This window comes from Streptomyces sp. LBL, from assembly GCF_029893585.1.
Classification (GTDB): domain Bacteria; phylum Actinomycetota; class Actinomycetes; order Streptomycetales; family Streptomycetaceae; genus Streptomyces.
This window is the reverse complement of sequence record NZ_JARXYX010000002.1, coordinates 225,152-250,139: the sequence shown is the minus strand read 5'-3', so window position 1 is coordinate 250,139 and position 24,988 is coordinate 225,152. Positions and strand designations below refer to the sequence as shown.

28 protein-coding genes and 1 pseudogene are annotated in these 24,988 nt (G+C 70.8%); 18 read left to right on the top strand and 11 right to left on the bottom strand.

The window, feature by feature from the left end; genetic code table 11:
• Positions 1–36 precede the first annotated feature (36 nt).
• Positions 37–630 (bottom strand): AAA family ATPase, encoded by a 594-nt coding sequence (locus M2271_RS03405; protein WP_280885707.1) that lies wholly within the window; start codon positions 628–630, stop codon positions 37–39.
• Between the two features lie 26 nt (positions 631–656).
• A complete protein-coding gene (gene eda / locus M2271_RS03400; protein WP_280885556.1) occupies positions 657–1,397 on the bottom strand; it encodes a bifunctional 4-hydroxy-2-oxoglutarate aldolase/2-dehydro-3-deoxy-phosphogluconate aldolase in 741 nt (246 codons plus the stop codon).
• Between the two features lie 92 nt (positions 1,398–1,489).
• On the opposite strand from eda, the gene M2271_RS03395 reads away from it, so the two are divergent.
• The 6 genes from M2271_RS03395 to M2271_RS03370 are packed head-to-tail and all read left to right on the top strand — an operon-like array spanning position 1,490 to position 6,664.
• Positions 1,490–2,479 (top strand): Gfo/Idh/MocA family oxidoreductase, encoded by a 990-nt coding sequence (locus tag M2271_RS03395; RefSeq protein WP_280885555.1) that lies wholly within the window; start codon positions 1,490–1,492, stop codon positions 2,477–2,479.
• Positions 2,472–3,467 (top strand): LacI family DNA-binding transcriptional regulator, encoded by a 996-nt coding sequence (locus tag M2271_RS03390; protein WP_280885554.1) that lies wholly within the window; start codon positions 2,472–2,474, stop codon positions 3,465–3,467. Before M2271_RS03395 ends, M2271_RS03390 begins: the two co-directional genes overlap by 8 nt.
• Positions 3,464–4,027: a VOC family protein gene (locus tag M2271_RS03385; RefSeq protein ID WP_280885553.1), complete on the top strand. Its 564-nt coding sequence runs from the start codon at positions 3,464–3,466 to the stop codon at positions 4,025–4,027. The genes M2271_RS03390 and M2271_RS03385 overlap by 4 nt, the downstream gene beginning before the upstream one ends.
• Positions 4,024–4,944, top strand: coding sequence for a sugar phosphate isomerase/epimerase (locus M2271_RS03380; protein WP_280885552.1), 921 nt, complete (start codon positions 4,024–4,026; stop codon positions 4,942–4,944). Before M2271_RS03385 ends, M2271_RS03380 begins: the two co-directional genes overlap by 4 nt.
• Positions 4,941–5,921: a Gfo/Idh/MocA family oxidoreductase gene (locus tag M2271_RS03375; RefSeq protein ID WP_280885551.1), complete on the top strand. Its 981-nt coding sequence runs from the start codon at positions 4,941–4,943 to the stop codon at positions 5,919–5,921. Before M2271_RS03380 ends, M2271_RS03375 begins: the two co-directional genes overlap by 4 nt.
• Positions 5,897–6,664 (top strand): SDR family oxidoreductase, encoded by a 768-nt coding sequence (locus M2271_RS03370; RefSeq protein ID WP_280885550.1) that lies wholly within the window; start codon positions 5,897–5,899, stop codon positions 6,662–6,664. Before M2271_RS03375 ends, M2271_RS03370 begins: the two co-directional genes overlap by 25 nt.
• 65 nt (positions 6,665–6,729) lie before the next feature.
• Here M2271_RS03370 and M2271_RS03365 read toward each other — a convergent pair whose 3' ends face one another.
• On the bottom strand, positions 6,730–6,948 hold the full coding sequence (locus M2271_RS03365) for a hypothetical protein (RefSeq protein WP_280885549.1): 219 nt from the start codon (positions 6,946–6,948) through the stop codon (positions 6,730–6,732).
• 74 nt (positions 6,949–7,022) lie between these two features.
• Between M2271_RS03365 and M2271_RS03360 the strand changes: the two genes are divergently transcribed.
• The gene (locus M2271_RS03360; protein WP_280885548.1) at positions 7,023–7,202 is read left to right on the top strand and encodes a hypothetical protein; all 180 of its coding nucleotides are present in this window, start codon (positions 7,023–7,025) and stop codon (positions 7,200–7,202) included.
• 747 nt (positions 7,203–7,949) lie between these two features.
• Positions 7,950–8,106: pseudogene (locus tag M2271_RS03350) on the top strand (S1 RNA-binding domain-containing protein); the annotation flags it as partial.
• A 498-nt stretch (positions 8,107–8,604) separates the two neighbouring features.
• Here the strand turns inward: M2271_RS03350 and M2271_RS03345 are convergent.
• Together M2271_RS03345 and M2271_RS03340 are read right to left on the bottom strand one after the other, a co-directional pair.
• Positions 8,605–9,822, bottom strand: coding sequence for a CoA transferase (locus tag M2271_RS03345; protein ID WP_348539140.1), 1,218 nt, complete (start codon positions 9,820–9,822; stop codon positions 8,605–8,607).
• Between the two features lie 327 nt (positions 9,823–10,149).
• Positions 10,150–10,596 carry a hypothetical protein gene (locus M2271_RS03340; RefSeq protein ID WP_280885546.1) on the bottom strand — a complete coding sequence of 149 codons (447 nt, stop codon included), beginning with the start codon at positions 10,594–10,596 and terminating at the stop codon, positions 10,150–10,152.
• Positions 10,597–10,845: 249 nt separating this feature from the next.
• Between M2271_RS03340 and M2271_RS03335 the strand changes: the two genes are divergently transcribed.
• The 3 genes from M2271_RS03335 to M2271_RS03325 all read left to right on the top strand — a co-directional run bounded on the left by M2271_RS03335 (position 10,846) and on the right by M2271_RS03325 (position 13,265).
• Complete coding sequence (locus M2271_RS03335) at positions 10,846–11,856, top strand: TIGR01777 family oxidoreductase (RefSeq protein WP_280885545.1); 1,011 nt, start codon at positions 10,846–10,848, stop codon at positions 11,854–11,856.
• Between the two features lie 30 nt (positions 11,857–11,886).
• A complete protein-coding gene (locus M2271_RS03330) occupies positions 11,887–12,078 on the top strand; it encodes a hypothetical protein (protein WP_280885544.1) in 192 nt (63 codons plus the stop codon).
• A 146-nt stretch (positions 12,079–12,224) separates the two neighbouring features.
• The gene (locus tag M2271_RS03325; protein ID WP_280885543.1) at positions 12,225–13,265 is read left to right on the top strand and encodes an NUDIX hydrolase; all 1,041 of its coding nucleotides are present in this window, start codon (positions 12,225–12,227) and stop codon (positions 13,263–13,265) included.
• Positions 13,266–13,449: 184 nt separating this feature from the next.
• Here the strand turns inward: M2271_RS03325 and M2271_RS03320 are convergent, their stop codons facing one another.
• A complete protein-coding gene (locus tag M2271_RS03320) occupies positions 13,450–14,805 on the bottom strand; it encodes a dipeptidase (RefSeq protein ID WP_280885542.1) in 1,356 nt (451 codons plus the stop codon).
• 133 nt (positions 14,806–14,938) lie between these two features.
• On the opposite strand from M2271_RS03320, the gene M2271_RS03315 reads away from it, so the two are divergent.
• Positions 14,939–16,195, top strand: a complete 1,257-nt coding sequence (locus tag M2271_RS03315) for a geranylgeranyl reductase family protein (RefSeq protein WP_280885541.1) — start codon at positions 14,939–14,941, stop codon at positions 16,193–16,195.
• Here the strand turns inward: M2271_RS03315 and M2271_RS03310 are convergent.
• Positions 16,185–16,634, bottom strand: a complete 450-nt coding sequence (locus M2271_RS03310) for a nitroreductase family deazaflavin-dependent oxidoreductase (RefSeq protein ID WP_280885540.1) — start codon at positions 16,632–16,634, stop codon at positions 16,185–16,187. The two genes, M2271_RS03315 and M2271_RS03310, sit on opposite strands and share 11 nt — an antisense overlap.
• Positions 16,635–16,800: 166 nt before the next feature.
• On the opposite strand from M2271_RS03310, the gene M2271_RS03305 reads away from it, so the two are divergent.
• The 3 genes from M2271_RS03305 (at position 16,801) to M2271_RS03295 (ending at position 19,559) form a co-directional block, all read left to right on the top strand.
• The gene (locus M2271_RS03305) at positions 16,801–17,505 is read left to right on the top strand and encodes a TetR/AcrR family transcriptional regulator (RefSeq protein WP_280885539.1); all 705 of its coding nucleotides are present in this window, start codon (positions 16,801–16,803) and stop codon (positions 17,503–17,505) included.
• Between the two features lie 108 nt (positions 17,506–17,613).
• Positions 17,614–18,897, top strand: a complete 1,284-nt coding sequence (locus tag M2271_RS03300) for a sensor histidine kinase (protein ID WP_280885705.1) — start codon at positions 17,614–17,616, stop codon at positions 18,895–18,897.
• A complete protein-coding gene (locus M2271_RS03295; RefSeq protein ID WP_280885538.1) occupies positions 18,894–19,559 on the top strand; it encodes a response regulator transcription factor in 666 nt (221 codons plus the stop codon). Before M2271_RS03300 ends, M2271_RS03295 begins: the two co-directional genes overlap by 4 nt.
• On the opposite strand, the gene M2271_RS03290 is transcribed toward M2271_RS03295, so the two are convergent.
• Positions 19,520–19,804: a DUF6332 family protein gene (locus M2271_RS03290; protein WP_280885704.1), complete on the bottom strand. Its 285-nt coding sequence runs from the start codon at positions 19,802–19,804 to the stop codon at positions 19,520–19,522. The two genes, M2271_RS03295 and M2271_RS03290, sit on opposite strands and share 40 nt — an antisense overlap.
• Before the next feature lie 139 nt (positions 19,805–19,943).
• On the opposite strand from M2271_RS03290, the gene M2271_RS03285 reads away from it, so the two are divergent.
• Positions 19,944–20,339 (top strand): MarR family transcriptional regulator, encoded by a 396-nt coding sequence (locus tag M2271_RS03285; protein ID WP_280885537.1) that lies wholly within the window; start codon positions 19,944–19,946, stop codon positions 20,337–20,339.
• A 13-nt stretch (positions 20,340–20,352) separates the two neighbouring features.
• On the opposite strand, the gene M2271_RS03280 is transcribed toward M2271_RS03285, so the two are convergent.
• Both M2271_RS03280 and M2271_RS03275 read right to left on the bottom strand, forming a co-directional pair.
• Positions 20,353–21,105 carry a maleylpyruvate isomerase family mycothiol-dependent enzyme gene (locus M2271_RS03280; RefSeq protein WP_280885703.1) on the bottom strand — a complete coding sequence of 251 codons (753 nt, stop codon included), beginning with the start codon at positions 21,103–21,105 and terminating at the stop codon, positions 20,353–20,355.
• Between the two features lie 157 nt (positions 21,106–21,262).
• Positions 21,263–22,426: an MFS transporter gene (locus M2271_RS03275; protein ID WP_280885536.1), complete on the bottom strand. Its 1,164-nt coding sequence runs from the start codon at positions 22,424–22,426 to the stop codon at positions 21,263–21,265.
• Positions 22,427–22,811: 385 nt separating this feature from the next.
• Between M2271_RS03275 and M2271_RS03270 the strand changes: the two genes are divergently transcribed.
• On the top strand, positions 22,812–23,570 hold the full coding sequence (locus M2271_RS03270; RefSeq protein ID WP_280885535.1) for a hypothetical protein: 759 nt from the start codon (positions 22,812–22,814) through the stop codon (positions 23,568–23,570).
• A complete protein-coding gene (locus M2271_RS03265; RefSeq protein WP_280885702.1) occupies positions 23,464–24,216 on the top strand; it encodes a DUF1775 domain-containing protein in 753 nt (250 codons plus the stop codon). The genes M2271_RS03270 and M2271_RS03265 overlap by 107 nt, the downstream gene beginning before the upstream one ends.
• A gap of 78 nt (positions 24,217–24,294) precedes the next feature.
• Here the strand turns inward: M2271_RS03265 and M2271_RS03260 are convergent, their stop codons facing one another.
• A complete protein-coding gene (locus M2271_RS03260; protein ID WP_280885534.1) occupies positions 24,295–24,888 on the bottom strand; it encodes a histidine phosphatase family protein in 594 nt (197 codons plus the stop codon).
• Between the last annotated feature and the right edge of the window lie 100 nt (positions 24,889–24,988).

The following is a 24,988-nucleotide window of genomic DNA, read 5'->3' as shown; positions in this document are numbered from 1 at the left end:
GCCGTCATCCTGATCGTCGGACCCCGAACGCGGCGGTCAGGCCCGCTGCACCAGCTCACGCAGACGCGTGAAGGCCGACTCGTCGTCGTTCACGACGACATCGTGCTCGTCGGTGTTCCAGCGGCACTCGAGCACACCGAATCGCTCCCAATAGGCGTCCCAGTCGGCGAGCTTGACCCGGTCCCGCTCACTGCCGCGCTCGATCAGCCGTTGCCGCACGACCTCGGGCGAGGTGCGCACGTGGAGCACCCGGATACGAGCGGCGGGCCAGCTTGCACGCTCGGTCGAGCGACGCAGGAAATCGGGGTCTCCGAGGTACGCCACGAACGGTGCGTCGAGGACGACGGAGTGGCCGAGTTCCAGATTCCGACCGGCGGTCGCGAAGAGCGTCTCGTACTCGGCGGGCATGACCCTCTGGACGTACAGCTCGTTGGATTCCCGATCGGAGGGATCCTGTCCGAACGCCTCGAGGGCCACTCGCACGAGGGGGCCGGCGATCGTGTCCTTGTCGAGATAGGCCGCGCCCGTGAGGGAGCTGAGGTGTCTCGACAGGGTCGACTTTCCCGATCCTGCCCCACCGAGCGTGATGTAGGCAACGGGCAGGGCGTGCGCGTCGGGCAGGGCTTGCATGTCTGGCACGGCTTGGGCGTCGGACGTCATCGCTTCACTCGAGCGATCGCGGCCATGAACTCCTTCGCCGCCGCTGTGACCTTGCTCATGTCGCCGTCGGGGCGGCCGGCCTTGGTGATGGCGCTGCCCACTCCGACCGCCGCGACGCCCGCGGCGAACCAGTCGCCGACATTGGCGGTGGTGACGCCGCCCGCCGGAAGGATCGGGACGTGCGCGAGCGGCGCCAGGACCGCCTTGGCGTACGGGATGCCGCCGGCTTCGGTGGGGAAGAGCTTGACGATGTCCGCGCCGGCCTCGGCCGTTTCGAGGATCTCGGTCGGCGTGTAGGCGCCACTGATGGTGGCGATTTGGTAGCGGTTGGCGACGCGGATCATCTCGGGGTTGAGGTTCGGGCTGACGAGGAACTGCGCGCCGGCCTGAATGCTCGACCAGGCGGCGTGTCCGTCGAGGACGGTGCCCGCGCCGAAGGCCACATCCTCACCGGCGAAGCGCTCGGTCAGGCGCTCGATCACGGTGAGGGCCCCGGGGATCGACAGGGTGATCTCGAGGGCGCGGATGCCTCCGGCGACGGCTGCCGAGGCGACCTCGAACGCCTCCTCGGCGCTGTCGAGGCGAACGATGAGGACGTTGCCGGAATCGCGGATCGTCTCTATGACGTGGAATTTCTGGAACATGGCCCTGATGGTTACACCTTTTTCACGCGCTTCGCGAGCCCCGTCCAGAAGGCGTTGACGAATCGCGGTGACGTGTTGCAACCTGAGCTGCAATCGATCTCAGCAATCGTTCTCATCCCGAAGCGGCTGAGGCGCCGGGATCCTCGATCAACGCGAACGATCAATGCGAAGGAGAGTCGTCGGCGGTGGATCATTCCTCTTCGGCCCCCCGGCCTTCGGCCGTGGTGCTGGGTGCGTCCCACTGGCACGCGCCGCTGTACCGTGCCGGGCTTGCCCGACGCTTCCGTGTGAGGGCGGTGCAGGACCCCGATCCCGCGGTCGCTCGGGCATTCGCCGAGCCCTTGGGCGCACCCGTCGCGGCGAGCGTCGACGAGGCCCTGGACCAGGACGGCATCGACGTGGCGTTCGTGTTCTGCCCGCACCACGAGATGCTCGAGGTCGGCCGAAAGCTCATCGGCCGCGGCATCCCGTTCGTGATCGAGAAGCCCGCCGGTGCGAACCTCGACGACCTTCGGGCGATCGAGGAGGAGGCGCGCTCGGCCGCCGTACCGGCGACCGTGGCGCTCGTCCAGCGCGGTGCACCGATCGACACGTGGCTGCGACAGGCCGGCGACATCGTCTACGAACGAATGGCGTTCGTCGCCGGTCCGCCCTCGCGGTACCGGAGCAACGGCAACCCGTGGATGCTCGAACCCGACCTCTCGGGCGGCGGCAGCCTGATGAACCTCGGCCCGCACTTCGTCGACCTGGCGATCCGTCACCTCGGACACCCCGTCGAGGTCGTCCAGAAGCTCTCCACCACACTGCACGGCGAGGCGGTCGACGACCACTCCACGATGATCCTGACCACCGGCACGGGCCGCGAGGCGATCGTCGAGGTCGGCTACGCGTTCCCCGACTCGCCGCTGAAGCGGTACTGCAGCTTCACCGCGGCCGGGTCCCATGGGTTCGCCACCGTCGACACCAACGGGGACGCGACATTCACCGACCAGTCCGGTGTCACCAAGAGCGCCGTCCTGGAAGTCGACAGCGACCCGCTGTACGACGTGTTCGTCACCGGCGTCGCCGACACGCTGACGACCGGGTTCGCGGGCATGTCGACGCTCGCCGAGCTTCTGACCACGATGGAGCTCATCTGGTCGCCGCACCCGGAAGGGACGGCGCGTCGTGGCTGAGGTGAGCATCGACGACGTCGCCAAGGCGGCCGGCGTGCACCGTTCGACCGTGTCGCGCGCGTTCTCGAAGCCGGATGCCGTGCGTGCGGCGACCCGGGAACATGTGTTGCGTGTCGCGGCCGAGCTCGGCTACTCGATGAACCCCCTCGCGCAGGCTCTCCGCCGCGGCTCGAGCAACCTCGTCCCGCTGATCGTTCCGGACCTGACGAACCCGTTCTTCGCCGAGCTGGCGCGCACGACCGCCGCCGCCGCCGAAGCACGCGGCTACCAGCTGATGCTCTGCATCACCAACGGCGACGCCGGACAGACCGCCGACTATGTGAGCGCGATGCACTCCATGTACTCGCCCTTCGGCATCGTCGCCCCCTCGACCCGGGTCAACCTCGAGGCGCTCCGCCGGTACGCGTTCCAGAACCGGGTCGTCGTCATCGACCGGGTCGAGGACGACCCGACCGTGCCCACCGTCACCGTCGACAGCGTCCGCGGCATCGACCTCGCCTTCGACCACCTCCTTGGTCTCGGGCACTCGAACATCGCCTACGCCCCGGGCATCGTCGGCACGTACACCGCCCAGGATCGCTGGGACGCCTACCACCGCGCCGCCGAGCGTCACGCCGTCCCGCCCGTCGTCCTCGAGGCGGCGCCCGGCGCCGAACCGGGGCCGGAGCCCGTGGACCGCTGGATGCGGGAATCGAACCGCCCGACAGCGGTGATCGCCTCCAACGACCTCATCGCGTTCGCCATGATCTCCGAGCTCGGCTCGCGCGGACTGTCCGTGCCCGGCGACCTGTCGGTGATCGGCTTCGACGGCCTCGACCTCGGCGCCCAGTTCAACCCCCGGTTGACCAGCGTCCGACAACCCATCACCGACCTCGGACGGATCGCCATCGAACTCGGCGAGGCACTCATCGCCGGCGGCCCGCCCGAACACGTCGTGCTCGAGCCATCACTTCTCATCCGCTCCTCCACCCAGGAACAGCGCTCATGAATCCGAACCCCGGCCGCCTTCCCGGTCTGCAATACGTGGACCACGTGGCCTTCACTGTCCCCGACCTTGACGACGCCACCCGCCTGTTCACCGTCCTTTTCGGCGCCGAGGAGCTCTATCGCTCCACCCGCGGACCCGATGCGGCAGTCATGCCGGAGCACTTCGGCGTGCCCGCGGACGCACACCTGGAGCTGCGCATGCTCCGGCTGCCGCCGAACCTGAACGTCGAGCTGTTCCAGTGGTGGAGCGAGGACCGCTCACCCGTGTTCCCGCGCGCCAGCGACGCGGGCGGGCACCACCTCTGCTTCGTCGTGGACGACGTGGACGACGTCGTCGACGCGATCGCCGACCTCCGGGGCATCGAGATCCTCGGTGCGCGCAAGGAGGTCGCCGGCGACAGCCCCGCTGTCGCCGGGAACCGCTGGGTGTACGCCCGCACCTCCTGGGGGCTCATCCTCGAGTTCGTCGACCGCTCGCGCGTCGTCGACCCGCCACGTCTCGTCGGCCCCCACGACTGGCACACCCACTCGATCTCGAAGACCTCGGAGACACCCTCGTGAAGATCGCCGGCCACACTCTCGGCACTCCCGACCACACCGTTCCCGAAGCGCTCGAACTCTTCGCCCGAGCCGGCCTGGATGCCGCCGAAGTGATCTACCAGGACGACTACAAGAGCGGTCTGCCCGTCGGCGATACCGCGGCAGCGGCGGAAGCGGCACGCGTCGCCGACGGCGAAGGCATCTCCATCATCGGGCTCACCCCATACACGACCGCGATCAACGCGACCGACGAGCGCATACGCGCGGCAGCCGTCGACGAACTGCGATCGGCCATCGACACCGCCCACGCGATCGGCGCGAACCGCATCCGCGTCTACTCCGGCGCATGGCAGCCGGACGGGAAGGACCACGCCGCGCACTGGGCACAGCTCGTCCGCTCGTTCCAAGAGCTCTCCACCCCGGCGACGGACGCAGGCGTCGTGCTCTGCGCCGAGAACCACTTCGGCACCATGACGCAGACCGCGCGCGACACCGCCGAGCTCATCCGCGCGGTCGACTCGCCCGCCGTCCGCGTCCTCTACGACCAGGCGAACCTCACCTTCACCCACGACGAGGACTTCGAGGACGCCTTCGCCGTCCAGGGCGATCTCATCGGCCACGTGCACGTCAAGGACCTTGTCTTCAAGGACCCGAACGCCCCGTTCGTCGCGTCCGAGACGGCGCGCGTGCACGCCGAGGAGCGCGCCGTCATGTCGCGCGTCGTCGGCGACGGCATCCTCGCCTGGTCGAGCATCCTCCGGCGCCTGCGCGAAGTCGGCTACGACGACGTGCTCTCGCTCGAATACGAGTACCGGTGGCATCCGCAGGATCTGGAAGCCCCGGAGATCGGATTCCGGCGCGGCGCCGAGCACCTCCGTACGTTGCTGCGGCAGCTCGATGTCGAGGCGGCCGGCCAGAAGGCCGAGGTCCGCTCGTGACCGCGCTCCGAGTCGGCGTGGTGGGCGCCGGCAACATCGCCAGCATCGCGCAGCTGCCCACCCTCGTTCAGCGCGACGACGTCGAGCTGCGCGCCCTGGTGTCGCGGCGCGAGGACCCGAGCCCGCTGCAGCGTCGGTGGGGGTTCGCGCACGTGTACCGCACGGTCGACGCGATGCTCGACGCCGAAGAGCTCGACGCCGTCTTCGTGCTCACTCCCCGCTCCGAGCACGTCACGGCCGTCGAGATGGCCCTCCGTGCCGGCATCGACGTGTTCTGCGAGAAGCCCCTCGCCACCTCGACCTCCGACGCGGTCCGCCTCGCGGAACTCGCCGACGAGCACGGCCGCATCCTGATGGTCGGCCTGAACCGGCGGTTCGCGCCCGTGTACGTCGCCGCGCGGGAGACGTTCGGCGCGGCCGGAGCGTCGTTCTGCGTCGCGCAGAAGAACCGCGCCGGCTCCGAGTACCGGGCCACGTTCGAGAACGCGATCCACATGGTGGACCTCCTCCGATGGTTCTGCGGCGGAGACGTCGTCGAGGTCACCAGCGCGGCCGCCGGAACCGACCCCTGGGAAGAGGACGGCACAGCCGCCCTCATCCGGTTCTCGACCGGGAACACGGGCCTGCTGGTCGCGGCCCGAACTGCCGGCGCGTGGGGCGAAAAGCTCGACGCGTACGGGCAGATGCGCTCGGCGGAGGTCATCGCCCCCGACACCGTCGCGGTGACAGCGGACGGCGCCCGCACCGTCCGGTCGATGAGCCCGGAGGCGTTCGGCTGGGCGACCGCGACCGAGACCTTCGGCTTCGCCGACGCGGTCCGCCACTTCCTCGACCGCGTCAAGGACCGGCAGCAGCCGCTGACCTCCGGATGGGAAGCGGTCAAGACCCAGCAGCTACTCGACAAGATCCTCGCGGTGGCGGGCCTGCCCACCGAGGAGCAGGAGGGACGCACGTGGTCCAGCAAAGCAGTGAAGTAGCGCCGCAGCCCCAGGTAGCCTTGGTCACCGGCTCCAGCGGCGGCATCGGCGCGGCCGTCGTCGACGCCCTGCGGGCGCGCGGGGACATCGTCGTCGGGGCCGACCTCGCACCGCTCGAAGGCCAGGACCTCGCCGGCTTCGCCGAGCTCGACGTCACCGACGAGCAGCAGACCACCGTAGTGGTGCGCCGCACCGTCGCCGAGCACGGCCGCATCGACGTCCTCGTCCACGCCGCGGGGGTGCTGGGCGGCACCCCCGATCCGCTGGCGACCACGACCGAGGAGTTCGAGCGCACCATGCGCATCAACGCCACGGGCACGTTCACCATCACGCGCGAGGTCGCGAACCTCATGCGGGACAGCGGCACGAAGGGCACGATTCTGCTGCTGTCGTCGGTCGCGGCCAAGGAAGCACGGGTCGACTACCTGCCGTACAACGCCAGCAAGATCGCCGTGCTGCACATCATGTGGTCGATGGCGAAGATCCTCGGACCGGATGGGATCTCGGTCAACGCCGTCAACCCCGGACCGGTGAACACACCGATGTGGTCACAGCTCGCCGACCAGTCCGGCTCCGCGCAGGCAGCACGCGCCGCACGCGCCGCACAACTCCCCATGCGACGCTTCGCCGAACCGACCGAGGTCGCCAACGCGATCGGCTTCCTCACGGACCCGGTCAACCGGTACATCACCGGCGTCTCACTCGACGTCGCCGGTGGAGCGCATCTCGGTATGGGGTCCTGATCCAAAACAGTTTGGGTTCCGGGGCGTTGGCGGTGTGTGAGGAATCTGGTGAGGGACGCGCGGCATCAGTCGCCGCCGGTGCAGGAAGCCTTGCGGTTGCGGGCGGTGGCCGCGTCGGTGACGGGGCGGGACCGTGAGGATGTGGCGGCGGTCTGCGGGGTGTCGCTGAAGGGGGTCGAGAAGTGGTGGGCGAAGTGGCAGGCCAGCGGGCGGAAGATTCCTCCGGTGCGGTCCGGGTGTTTCGCGCGGCATGTCGGCGGCAGATCGCTCGCGATGACGCTCAAGGCCCTGCGGTCAACGGTCAACCGCCAACCTTGGCCACAACAAGGCCCCCGCTGGCTACGACCTCTATAAGCCGATGAAGACGTTCACCGCGGGTCCCGGTGCCCCGGTGACTGCGACCGTCACCAACGCCAAGGTCGCGACCGACCCGAAGCCCGCCCCCCCCGGACAAACCCACCCACAGCCCGTCTACTCCGGGCAAGCCGAGCAGCGGGGCCACGCCCTCCTCGCCGGGCACCGGCACACCAAATGCTGACTCCTCGTCCACCGCAGCCCCGGCTGGCGACTCCACGCCGAAGGCACCGGCGAGCTCTCTCGCCCACACAGGTGCCGACGCCACACCGTGGATCGCTGCAGGCGCCGGCCTCCTCGTCGTCGTCGGCGCTGTGACCCTGATCGTCGCCCGCCGTCGTACGTCGGCCGAGCCCGAGCCGGACGACAACAGCGAGACCAGCTAATCGAAGATCACCCCACCAGCAGGCCCCCGGGAAGGTATCCCGGGGGCCTGCTCACGTCTACCGACGCCGGCCCGCTGGGTCCACCTTCGCTAAGACCGCCACACTGCCCAGCGAAGCCCCTACAGTCGGCCGAAGGTGAAGGTGTGCGAGAGCGGAGCATGGTTCGTGACACAAGGTGGCGACACCGGACGGTACCTGTACTGGTCCGACCGTCGGGTCCACGCTGTCGCCGAGGAGATCGGCCTTGTTCTGGAGCGCCGCTGGCAGTGGTCGTGCACCCTGAGTCTCCCCATGACGCAACTCCAGATCGGTGAGGCCAACCGCGCCAGGGACCGCTTGCGGATCGCACAACGGCTCCTGCGCAAGCTCGGGCCGCTTGCTGCCTCCACCTTCGACGGCCCGCCTCCCGTCCCCTACGTTCAGGGCACCGGCCGTGTGGAGTTCGCCGAGTTCGTCGGGAACTACGCCGCGAACGAGGCCGTCCTGTGCCACATCCGCACCTGTTGCGCGGAGGGGCGGCCAGTAGACGTCGTCCTCTTCGGCAGCGGCGCGGCCAGGTCGTCACCGGCACGGTGCAAACCATCGCCAGCTTCGGCGTCACCTTCGTGGACATCAACGGCTTCACCGCGATGATCAATATTCCGGAGCTGTCCTGGCGTCCCGTTCAACCACCCGTCCGACGTCGTCAGCGTCGGCCAGGAGAGGGGCGCAGGATTCAAGCCCTGCAGAGGATTCGAGACGAGTTCGGCGGCGGCATTCCCGATGCGCTCGACCTGCTGAACCACCGCTACATCCGCCTGCAGCAAGACCGATCAGAAGACTTCACCACGGGCAACTGACTGCGGTTCGGGAGAAGCGGCCGGCTCGGCCGCGGCGTCGGCACCGTTCAGGATTCGTCTCAACGGGCGAGAGGCGGCGACGCCCCGATTGCGTAGAGCTGAGTAGAGGGCTACGACATCAGTGCAGGTGATCCCAGGTCGGCCGCGCCAGACTGCGGTGAAGAATCGACGCCATGAAGCGCTGAACGTCACAGGTTCCAGGGTCGCGTTCACCCCCGGATCTTCTCAAGAAACGGTGATCCGAGGTTGTTGAAGCACTGGGGTTTTTGAAGGAGTTTTTGAAGGTCCGGGGTCCGCGCGGACCGGTTTCATGATCGTCAATAAACGAGGGTTATTTGAAGGCCCAAGGGCCGTCGCGTTTTTAGGCCCAGTTCGGCAGATCGGTGCCCCACTGGGTCGGTGCATGGTCCCAGTTCACGGGTGCGCCGTTGTAGTGGACCGGGGGCAGGGCATGACGCAGCAGTCCGTAGGGCGATTCGGTCTTGGTGAGCCAGGATCCGGAATCGTAGGTGTCGGCTTCGCCCTGTGCGGGGGTGGGGCGGATGTCGTGCAGCAGCCAGGACGCTGTGCCTGCCAGGGAGAGGCGAAGATGACGCCCACCGCCGGTGGCCTGGCGGTCGCTCAGTGCACGTAGGACGGCGGCGGCGAGCAGGTACCCGGTTCCGTGGTCCAGCGCCTGTGCGGGCAGTACACCGGGGCGGCCGTCGGCCGTGGCCTCGATCGCGGCGATACCGGTACCGGCTTGGACCAGGCTGTCGAAGCCGCGACGCTCGGCCCAGGGGCCGGACCAGTCCCAGGCGCACAGTTGGGCCACGATGAGGTCGGGGTACCGGTCCAGGAGCACGTCGGGGGTCAGTCCGTGCCGGTCCAGGGCACCGGGGCGGTAGCCGGTCACCACGACATCCGCCTGGCTGAGAAGGTCCTCGAAGGCGTGCCGGTCGCCAGGGCTGCTGAGGTCCAGCAACGTGGAGCGTTTGCCCACGCCGGTGTCGGCGTGAGCATCTGCGTCCTCGGGGAGCTGGGGGGCGTCCACGCGCAGCACGTCGGCGCCCAGCAGTGCCAGTGTGCGTGTGGCGACGGGGCCGGCGATGACGCGGGTCAGGTCCAGGACCCGCACGTCTTGGGCCGGTACGGATGCGGGCGCCAGCAGCCGAGGGCTGCTCCGACCCACGTGCCGCGTCTCGACCAGGGCGGGCCCGGCCGCAGTGGGTGCGGAAGCCACGGCCACGGCCAGGCCGCCTGCCGCGTAGGTGGTCTCCTGGACCTCCACGGCCGGACGCGATGCCAACTCCTTCGAGAGCACACCCACCAGCGCCTGGTCCCCTCCCGTGTCCGCGATACCCAGGGCGCTGAGCAGCCGGGCTCGGTGGTGCGGGTAGTTGGCGTGGGTGCGAACCCAGCCGTCGGCCGCTGGCCAGAACCGGGACAGCGGGGCGAAAGACGTCGGGGCCCGGCCGTCGATTCGCAGGTGGCGTTCACTGACGAACGCGGTGGCCACCGCCGCCTCGTTCACCCGCACTGTGGGCACCGGCACACGGTTGCGCAGCGCCAGCAGTTCCGCCGCCGCCAGCGAGGACACTCCGACGCTGGCCCGCGCCAGTTCCCTCACCGGCAGACGCGACGGCAGGACAGCGCCCGCCCCCTCGAAGGACACGCTCTGAACCAGTTGGCTCCGGCCCCCCAGGGCCGCCCAGGCGTGGGCGGTGGCCGCATCCTCGGTATACGTCATCCGCTCATTGTGCGACACCACCAGGATGACGCCTCGCTCGGCTCTGACCTGCGCAGTCATTTCTTCGCTGAGACCAACTGGCCGAGGGGTTACTGGTGCAGAGCAGCGGGTTGGACAGCATGCGGGCCGCAGTGGAAGGGCTGGGCGGATCCTGCCGAACGGCCGAGGGCCCCCGCTTCAGGCCGCCTCGGCCACATCCTCGACGTCGAGCCGGGTGAAGTCGACGTCGAGGTGAGCCTCATACGCGTCCGGCGCGATGCCGAGCTCGTGGGTGGAGTATTCGCCGAACCGCATGATGTGCTCCGTCAGGTACGGGGAGATCTCCGCCAGGTCCTCCGGCTCGATCTTCCAGCCCTCGTCGCCGGTCCGCAGATCCTCGGCGAGACAGCAGAACACCATCGCCTCGAAGTGCTTGCGGACGAACGATCCGGGCCGGTTCCTGTCCCGGATGGCCTTCTGCCAGTTCTGCGTGGCGAAGGAGACGTCGACCCTCCGGCCGTCCTCGCCGATCTCCGGGATCGTCTTGCAGGAGGTCTTGTACCGCTTGGCGTGCGCGAGTGCGTCCAGTACCCGCCGGTCCTCGCTGGTGGCCTTGAGCTTCAGCAGCCCGGTGAGGTCGAACATCACCGCCCGGTCTCGGCCGATCTAGCCGTCACCACGCCAACGACATTGCGCCGAACGAGTGATGGCCTCCACGGACACAGGCCACTCCCATCCGCCGTTGTGGCTTTTGGCCTCACCTTGGCTGGACCCCCGGTCGATCCCTGGAAACCGCCCCGCGTGGACCGGCCGGGGTCTTCCGCATGCCACGACCTATCTTTTGAACATGTTCAAATATCTGCGCTATGCTTGCCCCGAACCGAAGGGGAGCCTATGAAAATCGTGATACCCGGGGGGACCGGGCAGGTGGGCGCGATCATGAACCGTGCGCTGACCGCGGCGGGACACGAGGTCGTCGTCCTGACCAGACGGCCGCGACGCGAAGGCGAAGTCGCCTGGGACGGCGAGACCCCGGGCCCCTGGACCGCGGAGATCGACGGCAGCGACGTCGTGATCAACCTGGCCGGGCGCACCGTCAGCTGCCGGTACACCGAGGTCAACCTGAAGGCCATGATGGACTCGCGGGTGCGTTCCACCCGGGTCGTGGGTGAGGCGATCGCGGCCGCCGCCCGCCCGCCACGGGTCTGGCTGCAGATGAGTACGGCCACCGTCTACTCCCATCGGTTCGACGCGCCCAACGACGAGGAGACGGGACTGCTCGGCGGCACCGAGCCCGGCGTCCCGGACTACTGGGCCTACAGCGTCGAGATCGCCACCCGCTGGGAGCGCGCCCAGGAGCAGGCCGAGACACCGCACACCCGCAAGGTCGCCCTGCGCTCCGCCATGGTGATGAGCCCCGACCGGGAAGGTGTCTTCGACGTTCTGTCCTGGCTTGCGCGGCTCGGACTCGGCGGCCCTGTCGCGGGCGGTGGCCAGTACGTGTCCTGGATCCACGACCGGGACTTCGTCCGCGCGGTGCAGTTCCTCGTCGACCGGGACGACCTCGCCGGCCCCGTGAACCTCGCCGCTCCCGCGCCCCTGCCGCAGCGCGCGTTCATGCGCGCCCTGCGCTCCGCCTGGGGCGTTCCGACGGGCCTCCCGGCGACCCGCTGGATGGCGGAACTCGGCGCTGTCGTGCTGGGCTCCGACACCGAACTCCTTCTGAAGAGCCGGCGCGTCGTCCCCGGTCGCCTGCTCGACGCGGGCTTCGACTTCGAACACCCCGAGTGGCCGGACGCCGCTGTCGACCTGGTCCGGCGGCGGCGCGGCGACCGTGCCGCCGCCGGACGAGCCGCTCGTCGGCCGCTTCCGGCCCTGTCCCGATCACCCCGACGCGGGGCGTGACTCCGGCGCCGTTCGCCAGTTGAACCCGGCATGAAGAAGCGCAGCATGCTCGCCATCGCCTCCCTCGCCACCGGCTTCGTCGTCGCGGCCGTCTCCCCGTCCCACGCCCTGGGTGAGGAACGGGGTGGCCTCGACGTCGACAAGACCCTCAGTACCCTCGACCACACCGTCGCCGCCGACAGCCCGGCCGTCGGCGAGGACGGCCTCGGGCAGAACGGCTGACGAGGCCCGACCGCGCAACCGGGGCACCGGCGCCCCCTCCGACCGGAGGGGGCGCCGGTGCCCGTCTGTGCGCCCTCTACTGCGGCTGGTTTCCATGGCAGGGTGGAGCGGGCAAGCCACAGGGGGCCACCAGAAGAGGGGGAAACGTGATCGTCTGGATCAACGGCGCGTTCGGTGCGGGGAAGACCACCACCGCACGGGAGCTGATCGAACTGATCCCGAACAGCGCGCTCTTCGACCCCGAGGTGATCGGCGCAGGGCTCACGCACCTGCTGCCGCCCAAACGCCTCGCCGAGGTGGGCGACTTCCAGGACCTGCCGATCTGGCGCCGACTCGTGATCGACACGGCCGCCGCGATGCTCGCCGAGCTGGGCGGAATCCTGGTGGTCCCGATGACCCTGCTCCGCCAGGACTACCGGGACGAGATCTTCGGTGGCCTGGCCGCACGCCGGATCGCTGTCCGGCATGTCCTCCTCGCCCCGGCCGAAACGATCCTGCGTGAGCGAATAGCCGGGCGGGAGGTCCCGCCGGACCTCCCCGACGAGGAGACGCGGGTGCGGCAGCGGGCGTACGACCACATAGAGCCGTACCGATCCGCCCTCGCCTCCTGGCTCACCGCGGACGCGTACCCGATCGACACCGGCGCCCTCACGCCGTACGAGACCGCCTTGCGGGTCGCCGAGGCCGTCAGCGGGGGCACTGTGCCGGTCTGCGACATCGTGCAGACGCCCGAGCCGACCGCCGAGACGCTCGCCGCGGGTGTCCTCCTCTTCGACGAGCAGGACCGGGTGCTGCTCGTCGACCCCACCTACAAGGCCGGCTGGGAGTTCCCGGGCGGGGTCGTCGAGCCCGGTGAGGCTCCGGCCCGGGCCGGGATGCGTGAGGTCGCCGAGGAGACCGGCATCTGCCTCGACGACGTACCCCGCCTTCTCGTCGTCGACTGGGAACCGCCCGCGCCTCCTCGTTACGGCGGTCTGCGCTTCCTCTTCGACGGAGGCCGGCTCGACTCCGCCGAGGCCGGGCGGCTCCGGTTGCCGGGCTCCGAACTGCGCGACTGGTGCTTCGCCACCGAGGAGGAGGCCGCCGACCTGCTCCCGCCGGTGCGCTACGAACGGCTGCGCCGGGCGCTGCGAGCGCGGGAACGCGGCGCGGCGCTCTATCTGGAAGCGGGGATCCCGGTCGGCTGAACCCGTAGCGAAGTCCCCGCCGCCCCCGGGTTCCGGAGGGGACTTCGCTTGTCCGCACCTGCTCCAGGAGGCACGCGACGAGGACCTCGTGCTCAGCAGCTGATCGCGCGGATACGGCGGCCGGCGCTCCTGCGCGAGACGCCGGTCGAAGTCGCCCACCGGTACGGCGAGTCGGGCGTAGCGGTCAGCTCGCCGCGTAGGTGCGCAGGAACAGCGCCTCCGCCACCGACAGGCGCTCCAGTTCCTCGGGGGACACGCTCTCGTCCACCGCGTGGATCCGGGCCTCCGGCTCGCTCAGACCGATGAGCAGGATCTCCGCGCGCGGGTACAGGGTGGCGAGGGTGTTGCACAGCGGGATGGAGCCGCCCTGACCGGCGTACTGCATCTGCTGACCGGGGTAGGCGACCGCCATCGCCTCGGCCATGGCCGCGTACGCCGGACTGGTCGTGTCCGCGCTGAACGCCTGGCCCTGCCCGACCTGCTCGGTGCGCACCCGCGCGCCCCACGGCGTGTGCGCCTCCAGATGGGCCTGGAGCAGCTTGGTCGCCTCCCCCGCGTCCACGCCCGGCGGCACCCGCAGGCTGACCAGCGCGCGGGCGCCCGCCTGTACGGACGGGGTGGCGCCGACGACCGGCGGGCAGTCGATGCCGAGGACCGTGACGGCGGGCCGGGCCCAGATCCGGTCGGCGACCGTGCCGGAGCCGATCAGCTCGACACCGTCGAGCACCCTGGCGTCGTGGCGGAAGTGCTCCTCGTCGTATCGCAGCCCCTCCCACCGCGTCTTCGGGGTGAGCCCGTCGACCGTCGTCGAACCGTCCTGTGCGCGCAGCGAGTCCAGTACGCGGATCAGCGCGGCCAGCGCGTCGGGTGCGGCCCCGCCGAACTGGCCCGAGTGCAGATTGCCCTCCAGGGTGTCGATCTCCACGCGGACGAGGGTCATGCCGCGCAGCGTGGAGGTGACCGTCGGCAGGCCGACCCGGAAGTTGCCCGCGTCGCCGATGACGATCGTGTCGGCCGCGAGCAGGTCGGGGTGTTCCTCGGCGTACCGCTCCAGACCGCCGGTGCCCTGTTCCTCCGAGCCCTCGGCGATGACCTTGACGTGGACCGGGACACCACCGTTGGCCTTCAGCGCGCGCAACGCCAGCAGATGCATGAGCACGCCGCCTTTGCAGTCGGCGGCCCCGCGCCCGTACCAGCGGCCGTCGCGCTCGGTCAGCTCGAAGGGCGGAGTGGTCCAGGCGGCCTCGTCCAGCGGCGGCTGCACGTCGTAGTGGGCGTACAGCAGGACCGTTTTCGCACCCTCGGGTCCAGGCAGGTGGCCGTACACGGACTGGGTGCCGTCGGGGGTGTCGAGCAGGGCCACGTCCTGGAAGCCCTCCGCGGTGAGTGCGTCCGCGACCCATCGGGCGGCGCCCTCGCTCTCGCTCCTCGGGAACTGGTCGAAGTCCGCCACCGACTTGAAGGCCACCAGCTCGGTGAGCTCCGCCCTCGCCCGGGGCATCAACGAGGCGACGGTCTCGGCGACCGGATGCGACGACATGGGCACGCTCCTTGTGGGTGCGACGTTGTACCTGTGAGTGCCGTAGATCCTCCCACAGTGGCCTGCGGCGAGGTCCGCCGTAGGATGCGGGGGACAGGTGCGACAGCGGCTTGACCGGGAGCAGTAGACCATCGTGAGCAGCGAGAACCCTTCGGCGGACGATTCTTCGGCGGACGACGTACAGCGGGTGTGGGACGTCGTGGTGGTGGGCGCGGGACCCGCGGGCGCCTCGGCCGCCTATGCGGCGGCGGTGGCGGGGCGGCGCGTGCTGTTGCTGGAGAAGGCCGAACTGCCCCGGTACAAGACGTGCGGCGGCGGCATCATCGGCCCCTCCCGCGACTCCCTGCCGCCCGGCTTCGAGCTGCCGTTCCGGGACCGGGTGCACGCGGTGACGTTCTCGCACAACGGCCGCTTCAGCCGCACCCGCCGCTCGCGGCAGATGCTGTTCGGGCTGATCAACCGGCCCGAGTTCGACCAGCAACTGGTCGAGCACGCACAGAAGGCGGGCGCGGAACTGCGTACGGGTGTCACCGTCCAGCGGGTCGAGCAGCACGGCTCCTCCGTGCCGGACCGGCGCACGGTCGCGGTGGTCCTGCAGGGCGGTGAGACGGTGCTCGCGCGGGCGGTGGTCGGCGCGGACGGCAGCGCCAGCCGCATAGGAGCGCACGTCGGCGTGAAGCTCGACCAGGTGGATCTCGGCCTGGAGTCGGAGATCCCGGTGCCGGAGACGGTCGCCGAGGACTGGAAGGGGCGGGTGCTCATCGACTGGGGGCCGATGCCCGGCAGTTACGGCTGGGTGTTTCCGAAGGGCGACACCCTGACGGTCGGGGTGATCTCGGCGCGCGGTGAAGGGGCGGCCACCAAGCGCTACTTGGAGGAGTTCATCGGGCGGCTCGGTCTGGCCGGCTTCGAACCGGGCATCTCCTCCGGCCACCTGACCCGTTGCCGTGCCGACGACTCGCCGCTGTCACGCGGGCGGGTGCTGGTGTGCGGGGACGCGGCCGGGCTGCTGGAGCCGTGGACCCGCGAGGGCATCTCGTTCGCGCTGCGCTCGGGCCGGCTCGCGGGGGAGTGGGCGGTCAGGATCGCGGAGGCGCACGACGCGGTGGACGCCCGGCGCCAGGCCCTGAACTACGCGTTCGCCATCAAGGCGGGGCTCGGCGTCGAGATGAGCGTCGGCAAGAGCATGCTGGCGGTGTTCGAGCGGCGCCCGGGCCTGTTCCACGCGGCGCTCACCGGCTTCCGGCCCGCCTGGAAGGCGTTCGCCGACATCACCCGGGGGGCGACCTCGCTGGGCGAGCTCGTCCGCTCCCACCCCTTCGCGCAGCGCGCCCTCGCCGCGATGGACCGCCGTCCCGTGGAGCCCGCGGGCGGCGAGGTCACGCCGTGACCGTGATCCGGAAGACCGGGTGGTCGGGGGCGATGCGGCGCAGGTCGGTGTCGGAGGAGTCGGGGCCGACGCCGTTGAAGAAGACCCCGACCTCGGCCTTCCAGCGCTTGAGGTAGGCGCGCAGCAGCGGGACCTTGTCGTCGTCGGTGACCTCGGTCGCGCTGAACACGTCCACGTTCTTGCCGAGGCGGAGCTCGCCGCCGCCGGCCGCGCGCATGTTGTGCGTCCACTGGACGTGCCCGCGCGGAGCGACCAGGTACTGCTGTCCGTCCACGGTCAGCAGGTTCACGGGGGTGGTCCGCCACTCGCCGCTCTTGCGGCCGCGAACCGCCAGCATCCGGGAGCCCCAGACGCTGAGGCCCCGGCGGGTCATCCATGCGACGGCACGGTTGAGGACGTTGATGGTGAGCCAGCCGGGTTTCTGTACGTGCGTGGACATGGAACCCCCAAGATCAGGGAGAGCGGTGCTCTCTTTTGTGAGCGATGCTCTCGATCGATGCGCTCAGTGTGCCCGGGCGGGCACCATAAAGCAAGAGCAGTGCTCTCTTTTGTGTGCGGCGCTCTCCTTTGTGTGCAGTGCTCTGGTTTCATGGGAGACTGGCCCCATGAGCAGCACCGCACCCGGCGCCCGCGCCCGAGCCCGCATCGAAGTCACCGCGGCCATCAAGGACGAGGCCCGCAGACACCTCGCGGCCGAAGGTGCCGCCAAACTCTCGCTGCGTGCCGTGGCCCGCGAACTCGGCATGGTGTCCTCCGCGCTCTACCGCTACTTCCCCAGCCGCGACGACCTGCTGACCGCGCTCATCATCGATGCCTTCGACTCCATGGGTGCGAGCGTGGAGGCGGCGTACGACGCGCTCGCGGGCGCCGGTCCCACGCAGTGCTGGATCGCCGTCTGTGAGGCCGTGCGCGGCTGGGCACTAGCCCATCCGCACGAGTACGCGCTGATCTACGGATCGCCGGTGCCCGGCTACACCGCACCGGACACCACGGTCCCGGCCGCGTCCCGCGTCGCCCTGGTCCTCATCGAAATTGTCCGCGCAGCACACCAGGACCGCCACCTGACCGAGCCGCCCCTGCCCGCGGAGCTGCGTCCCGAGGCCATGCGCATGACCGCCGACCAGGCCCCCGACCTCCCGCCCGAGACGGTCACCGCCCTGGTGGCGGCCTGGGCACAGCTGTACGGCCTGATCGGGTTCGAGCTGTTCGGCCAGTTCAACCGGGTCGTGGACGACCGCGAGCCGTTCTTCCGGCACGCGGTCACCCGGCTCGCCCACGGCGTGGGGCTGATGGACCCGGCGCAGGTGTGAGCCACCAGGGCCGGCCGGCGCCGGGCCCGGCGTACTGCACGGGGAGTACGCGTGACCACCGCCCCCGGCGGACGCCGCCGGGGGCGGACGGCGTCTAGCGTGGCCGTCATGGACGAGGACGAGCGGCGCCGACGCGGGGGCGGCCCGCCCTCGTCGTGGCGGAACGGACCCTCGTCGTGGCGGGATGGGTCCCCGTCGTGGCGGAACGGGCCGCCGTGGTGGAGCCGCTCGGACGGGCAGCAGCGAAGGGCCCGTCGGCCCTGGCTGTCCACCGTGCTGGTCACCGTGTTCGTGCTCGTGGGCTCCACCTTCGCGGCGCACGCGCAGGAGGGCGGGCGGGCACCCCTCGACCCGTTCGCACGGGTGCTCCTGGTGGTGGGCTCGGGCCTGCTGCTGTGGCGGCTGCGGTATCCGGTGGTCGTCGTGTTCGGTACGGCGGCTGCCGCCATGGTCTATCTCGGCGCGGGATACCCGTACGGGCCAATCTTCCTGGCCGTCGCCCTGGCCTGCTTCAGTGCCATCGTCGCGGGGCGTCGCTGGGCCGCGTGGGCGGCGCTGGGGATGCTCTGGGCGGGCCACATGCTGGTGGCGCACTGGCTGTACCGATGGCTGCCGCCGTCCGGGGACTCCGCCGGCTCCTGGGGGCAGGAGCTCGTGGTCGCCACCGGGACGGTGGCGATCGTCGCGGTCTCGGAGCTCGCCCGCACCCGACGGGACCAGTGGGCCCGCGAGCGGGCCGAGCGCGCACAGGCCGCGCGGCGGCGCGCGGACGAGGAACGGCTGCGCATCGCCCGCGAACTGCACGACGTCCTCGCCCACAGCATTTCCGTGATCAACGTGCAGGCCGGCGTCGGTCTCGCCCTCCTCGACACGGACCCCGAGCAGGCGCGCACCGCGCTCAGCACCATCAAGGCCGCCAGCAAGGAGGCCCTCGGTGAGGTCCGTCAGGTTCTCGGCACACTCCGCACACCCGGCGACGCGCCGCGCGCTCCCGCGCCCGGCCTCGACCGGCTGCCCGAACTGGTGGAGCAGGCGGCCGGCGCGGGCCTCACCGTCGAGGTGGACGGGCCCCCGCCCCGGCTCGCCCCCGGCACGGACCTCGCGGCCTTCCGCATCGTCCAGGAGGCCCTCACCAATGTCGTCCGGCACTCCGGTTCACGGCACGCGCGCGTACGGCTCGATCACGACGCCGGCGCGCTACGGCTCCGTATCGACGACGACGGACCCGCGACCGGCGCCGACGCGGGAGGCAGCGGCAACGGTCTGGCCGGAATGCGGGAGCGGGCGGCCGCGCTGGGTGGCACGATCGAGGCGGGACCGCGCGCCGACGGAGGGTTCCGGGTGCTGGCCGTGCTGCCGTTGCAGGTGGAACTCGAGGAGGACGACCGGTGATCCGCGTACTGCTCGCCGACGACCAGGCACTGGTACGGGCCGGTTTCCGGGCGCTGCTCGACGCGCAGCCGGACATCGAGGTGGCCGGAGAGGCCTCCGACGGCGAGGCGGCGCTGCGCACGGTGCGCGAGCTGCGCCCCGACGTCGTCCTGATGGACATCCGCATGCCCCTGCTGGACGGCCTCGCCGCGACCGGGCGCATCACCGACGACCCTGACCTGACAGAGGTCAAGGTGGTCATGCTCACCACCTTCGAACTCGACGAGTACGTCTTCGAGGCGATCCGCTCGGGTGCCTCCGGCTTTCTGGTCAAGGACACCGAGCCGGAGGAACTCCTGCGCGCCGTACGGGCGGTGGTGGCAGGCGACGCGCTGCTCTCGCCGGGCGTGACCCGCCGGCTGATCGCCGAGTTCGCCGCCCGCTCCAAGGAACCCGCAGCCGCCGACGCCCTCGTCGAACTCACCGAACGGGAACGGGAAGTGATGGCCCTGGTCGGCATGGGCCTGTCCAACGAGGAGATCGCCCGCCGCCTGGTCGTCAGCCCGCTCACCGCGAAGACCCATGTCAGCCGCACCATGGTCAAGCTGGGCGTGCGGGACCGGGCCCAACTCGTGGTGCTGGCCTACGAGTCGGGGCTGGTACGGCCCGGCTGGCTGGGCTGAGGCCGCCGCCGGAAGCGGACGAGGACGCTGACGACACGGGCGACGAAGAGGGCCGGCGCGAGGACCAGCCCGGTCCGCAGCAGCAACAGCTCGACGGATTCCGGCAGTTCGAACAGCAGCACCGGACCGGCGACGGCCCCGAAGACGACCGCCGCCGCGAACACCGCGCTGCACAGGGCGTACCCGATCTCCACGGTCATCGCGTCCCGCTCGGCCTGACCGCACCGTCGCCCGTACGTCTCCATCCCGTCCATCCTGTCCATCCCAGAAGTCTCACAGGAGTGCGCCCGGCGGGACAAGCAGGCCCCGCCGGGCGCACGGCGCCCCAACGATGGCAGATGCATTTGATTCCGGGCGATTTCCCTTCTCTGCTACGGTGCGCTCATGGCGGCGAAGAAGGCCGAGCAGGCGCTCGCTCAGCAGTGGCGGGAGATCCTGGCGCAGCATGCGCGCACCCAGTGCGAACTCGGCCGAGCGCTGCATCAACACGGCCTGTGCGCCAGTGACTTCGAGGTGCTGGACGTCCTGTCCGAGGGGCGTTCCGCGGACCGCGTCCGCTCGTACCGCGTCCAGGAGATCGCCGACCGCGTCCACCTCAGTCAGAGCGCGCTGTCGCGGCTGATCGCGCGGCTGGAGAAGGACGGACTCGTCGAGCGCGGGATGTGTTCCGAGGACCGGCGGGGCGTGGAGGTGGCGCTCACGGAGAAGGGGCGCGCGCTGCACGGCGACGTACTGCCGGTGCAGCGGGCGGTACTGACGAGGACGCTGGCCTCTGGCTGAGCCGGACTCGCTTTCAGATGACGGCGGACTTCTCCCGCCACAGCTCGGCGACCGAGGCGTCACCGGTCAGGGCGGGAAACGGCAGCCGGTTCCACAGCGCCAGATACAACCGGCCGACGGGCCCGGCCACTTCGCAGTCGGCGTCCCCGGCATCGCCCCGCTCGGCGGCGGGCGGCTCCTGGGACAGCCGTACGGTCCACACCGCCCCGTCCGCGTTCGTGTCCCCGGCCTCGTCCGTCGCCCGCACCCGCAGGATCCGGGGCTTCTCCGTGCGCACCCTGCTCCTGGCGAGGGCGTGGAAGCCGAGCAGAAGCTCGTCGATGCCGTCCACCGCGAAGGCGCCGGCGATTTCGCTCGGGGCGCCGCCCCTGGCCGACTCGGCGTCGAACCGGTGCACCGTCGTCTCGTGCGCCTGACGCCGGGCCCAGAAGGCGAGCGGGGAGGGCGCGGGCAGGAAGTGCCAGCACTGGACGTCAGGCGGGGCAGAACGCAGGGTCTCGACCAATTGCCCATGTCCCTCCCGGAACCAGGCCGGCAGTTCGGCGCCGTCGAGGTCGGGCAGCCCTCCGTCCGGGTGGTACGACGTGTGCCCCTCGGCGACGAACGCCGCTGCCCAGCGATGCACCATCCCCGTGTGCCGCACCAGGTCCGCGACCTGCCACTCCGGGCAGGTCGGCACCTTGGCGCCGGTGCCGGCCTCCTCGGCGGCCGCGGCCAGCAGTCGGCCCTCCTGGTCCAGGATCGCTACGTACTCGGCAGTCTCCATGGGGGTGAGTGTGCCGGATGGAGTGTGCTCCATCCAGAGCTTCAGCGAGGTGGCGCTGCGCACCGGTTGCTCCGGGGCCACGCCGTCACCGCGGTAGGCCTTGCCCGGGTCGTTCGGCGCATCCACGTGCTCCATGCCCTCAGCTGCGGCCGTGGGTTCAGCCCTCTGCCGCACGTCGCGTGACGAAGCCGATGACGGCTGCCGTGGCGGCCAGGGCCGCGACACTGGTCAAGGCGACCGGGAGGGAGAACCAGTCCGCCATGAACCCGATGGCGGGCGGCCCCAGGAGCATGCCGCCGTAGCCGAGAGTGGACGCGATCGCGACTCCGTCGGGGCCGGCCAGCGCCCCGGCGCGTTCCACGGCGACGGGGAAGAGGTTGGCGAGGCCGAGCCCGGTGATCACGAACCCGAGGATCGCTGCCCACAGAGAGGGGGCGAGGGCGCCGAGGAGCATGCCGGCCGCGGCGGTCGTGCCGCCGGATATCAGGGTGCGGGTCCGACCCAGGCGTTCGAGCAGCCTCGTGCCGGTGAGCCGGCCGATGGTCATGGCGAGCGCGAAGCAGGAGTAGCCGACTGCCGCGGCGCCTGGTGAGGCATCCAGGTCCTGCTCGATGTGCAGGGCGCTCCAGTCGGCCAGGGCTCCCTCGCCGTAAGCCGTGCACAGTGCGATCAGACCGAAGGTGATGACGAGTCCGCGTGTGCGGGTGTCCAGGCGCCGTGGCGCGGAGTCCTGCTGCGGTGTGCTCTCCGATGGCGCCGGGGGCGGGACGCGTAGCAGGGGACGGCCTGCCAGGGCGGTGACGAGCAGGCCGATGAGAGTCAGGCCGAGTAGATGGCGGGCCGGGGACAGCTGACCGGCGACCAGTCCGCCGAGCCCGGCGCCGATCATGCCGCCCAGGCTGAAAGCGGCGTGGAAGCTGGGCATGATGGGCCGTTGCAGCGCCCTCACCAGGTCGACGGCCGCGCTGTTGAACGCCACGTTCAGCCCGCCGTACGCGCTGCCGAAGACCAGGAGTACGGCGCCCAGTGCGAGCGCCGAGTGGGTGAGAGGTGGCAGGGCGACGCTGAGGGACAGGAAGGCGGCGCAGACGACGGTGACCCGGTGGCTGCCGTAGCGGCGGCAGAGCCGGCCGGTGAGGATCATCGTCACCACCGCGCCCGCGGAGACGCCGAGGAGGGCGAGGCCGAGGGTGCTGGCGGAGGCGCCGGTCTGCTGCTTGATGGCGGGGATGCGGACGACCCATCCCGCGAAGATGAAGCCGTCGAGGGCGAAGAAGACGGTGAGGGTGATGCGGAGCCGGGTGAGGGCGTTGCCCGGCACGGCGTTGTGCGTTCGGGCTTTGTTTATAAGCGGCACAAAATCAGGCTAGGGGGGTGCCTGAGACAGAGACAAGAGGGTGGAGCGGTCCTGTCGCAGCGCCGAGGGAGCGGGCGGCGCGGCTTCAGGAGCGGAGGCGGAGGCAGAGGCGGGGCGGGGGCAAGGGGCGGGGCGGGGGACAAGGGGCGAGGGACAAGGGGTGGGGCGAGGGACAAGGGGCAAGGGCTGGGCGTCGTACGGCGTTTCGCGTACGAAGCCGAGCCCGTAGGGAATGATGGCGGCCGTGCCACCTGATCATGTGACCGGGCGTGAGACACGTGCCGGAGTGGGCCGGGCCAGCCGTGCCGGAACGTGTACGCGGGCTGGTCTGTTCGCCGTGCTCGGGACCGTGCTTGCGACGTTCGGGCATCTCACGGTCGCCGAAGGCCCGGTGCCGTGGCGGCTGGTGGCCGTGTTGGCCGGGGCTCAGTGCGCGGCGGTGTGGCCGCTGGCCCGGCGTCGCTACGCCCCGGTCGCGACGGTCGGGTTCACGCTGCTCGTGCAGGGCATGCTGCATCTCGTCCTGTCCTGCGCGGACGGTGACACCTCGATGGCACCGCAACCGCACGCGACGCACGCCGGGCAGACGGCCGCCGCTTTTGGGGACGACCATGCCTGGCATCACGCCGGAGCGGCGATGACCACTGTGCACATCGTCGCCGCACTGGTGGTGTCCTGGCTGCTGCACCGGGCCGACGCCCGGATGACGGCGGCGCTCGAGACGCTGGGCACGCTGGCCAAGGCCGCGGTGGCCGCTCTGGCCTGCGTGCGGCCCCGGCTGTTGGTGGACCCGGACGGGGCGCTGCCCACGCTGCCGGGCGGGCGAACGGGCGCGTTCGCGGTGGCGGCGCGGGCGTGGGAGGAACTACTGGAGTACGCGGTGGTGCGCAGGGGGCCACCGCGGCGGGAGCACCTTCCTCCCGTCACCGGCCCCGGTTCCCGCGGGGCCGGATTCTCCCGTACCAGCAAGGAGTTTCCCTGTGTCGTCCCTCTCTGCCCATCTGGTGGTTCACGGCGGCCGTCGTGTCGCCCTCGTCGCTGCAGCCGCGCTGACCGCCACGCTCACCCTGGCCTCGCCGGCGGCCGCTCACGCGGAGGTCGAGGCTGACCGTCCGCAGGCGCTCGCGGAGAACGTCACGCTCACCTTCGTCTCCGAGGCGGAGTCCGCCTCCGCGGGCTTCAGCGAGCTGCGTGTCGTACTGCCCGAGGGACTCGCCCCCGCTGACGTCACCCTTGGCGAGGCCCCCAAGGGCTGGAAGCTGAAGGCCACCGCCGACGGCTACACGGTGGGCGGCCCGGCGTTGAAGGCCGGTGTCGACGCCGAGCACAAGATCAAGGTCCGCCAGCTGCCCGACGAGAAGGAACTCGCCTTCAAGACCGTCGAGACCTACAGCGACGGCGAGGTCTCCCGCTGGATCGAACTGCCCACCGGCGGCAAGGAGCCGGAGCAGCCCGCGCCGGTGCTGAAGCTGGAAGCCGCGGCCCCGGGCGCCCGGCCGGTCAGCCCGAGTGCGAGTGCGAGTCCGAGTTCGCGCGCGACTCCGACGCAGAGCGCCACGTCCGGCGCCGCGGCGCCGACCGCCTCCGCCGAAGCGACGGACGCGGACGCCTCACCGGCGGCGGAGGACTCGGCCGCCGACGACGACGGCATCTCCTCCGGCGTCCTGGTCGCCGTGATCGTCGTCGTGCTGCTCGCGCTTGGCGGCGGGGCCTGGTGGCTGGTCAGGCGCCGGGCGGCCTCGTCCGAGAGGTGAGCTGAGGTACGCCGGTGTCGCCCTGGAGCGGAGCTGCCCTGGGGCGACTGCCGGCAGGGCCCGGTACGTCATCAACTTCTACGCGTCGACGTCCGCCTCGTTCGCTGCCCCGGCGACGGCGCCCATCCGCAGATTCCAGCGGCCGTTCCGGCCGGTGAGCCGGCAGGCGGACAGCGGTGGGACGTCGACGCGCCAGAACGACCGTTGTGGTGCCCCCAGTGCGTGCACCACCGCAGCGCGCGCGACCGCCTGCTCGACCACGGCCAGGACCCGTCCCGTGTCGGTCGGCAAGTCGTCCAGCCAGGCAGCGAGGCGGTGGCACAGCCGGGCCACGGACTCGCCGCCGTGCGGGGCCGCTTCGGGATCCGACATCCAGGCGGCGAGCCCGGCACCGTCATCGGCCGCGACCTCGTCGAGGGTTCGCCCCCGCCAACCGCCCATGTCCATGTCGCGCAGCGCGGGTTCCACCGCGGAGGTGTCCCACCCGAGGGCCCGAGCGGTCTGCCGGCACCGTTGCGAAGGCGCCGTGTACCGGGCGCCGGCCGTGGGCAGAGCTCCGGCCGTCGCCCGCGCCTCTCGCAACGCCCGCTCGTCGAGCGGTGTGTCCGCGCCGAAACGCACGTCGTGCTCGGTGGACGCGGCGGCGCACACCAGCGTGAGTCGCACAGTCATGAAGGCCCTTTCCCCGGGTCGGTTCAGCGTAGGTGGCGTACGCCATGTTGGCCGATGACCTTATTACCCCTACCATCTGGGACGACAAGGACGACGGCGC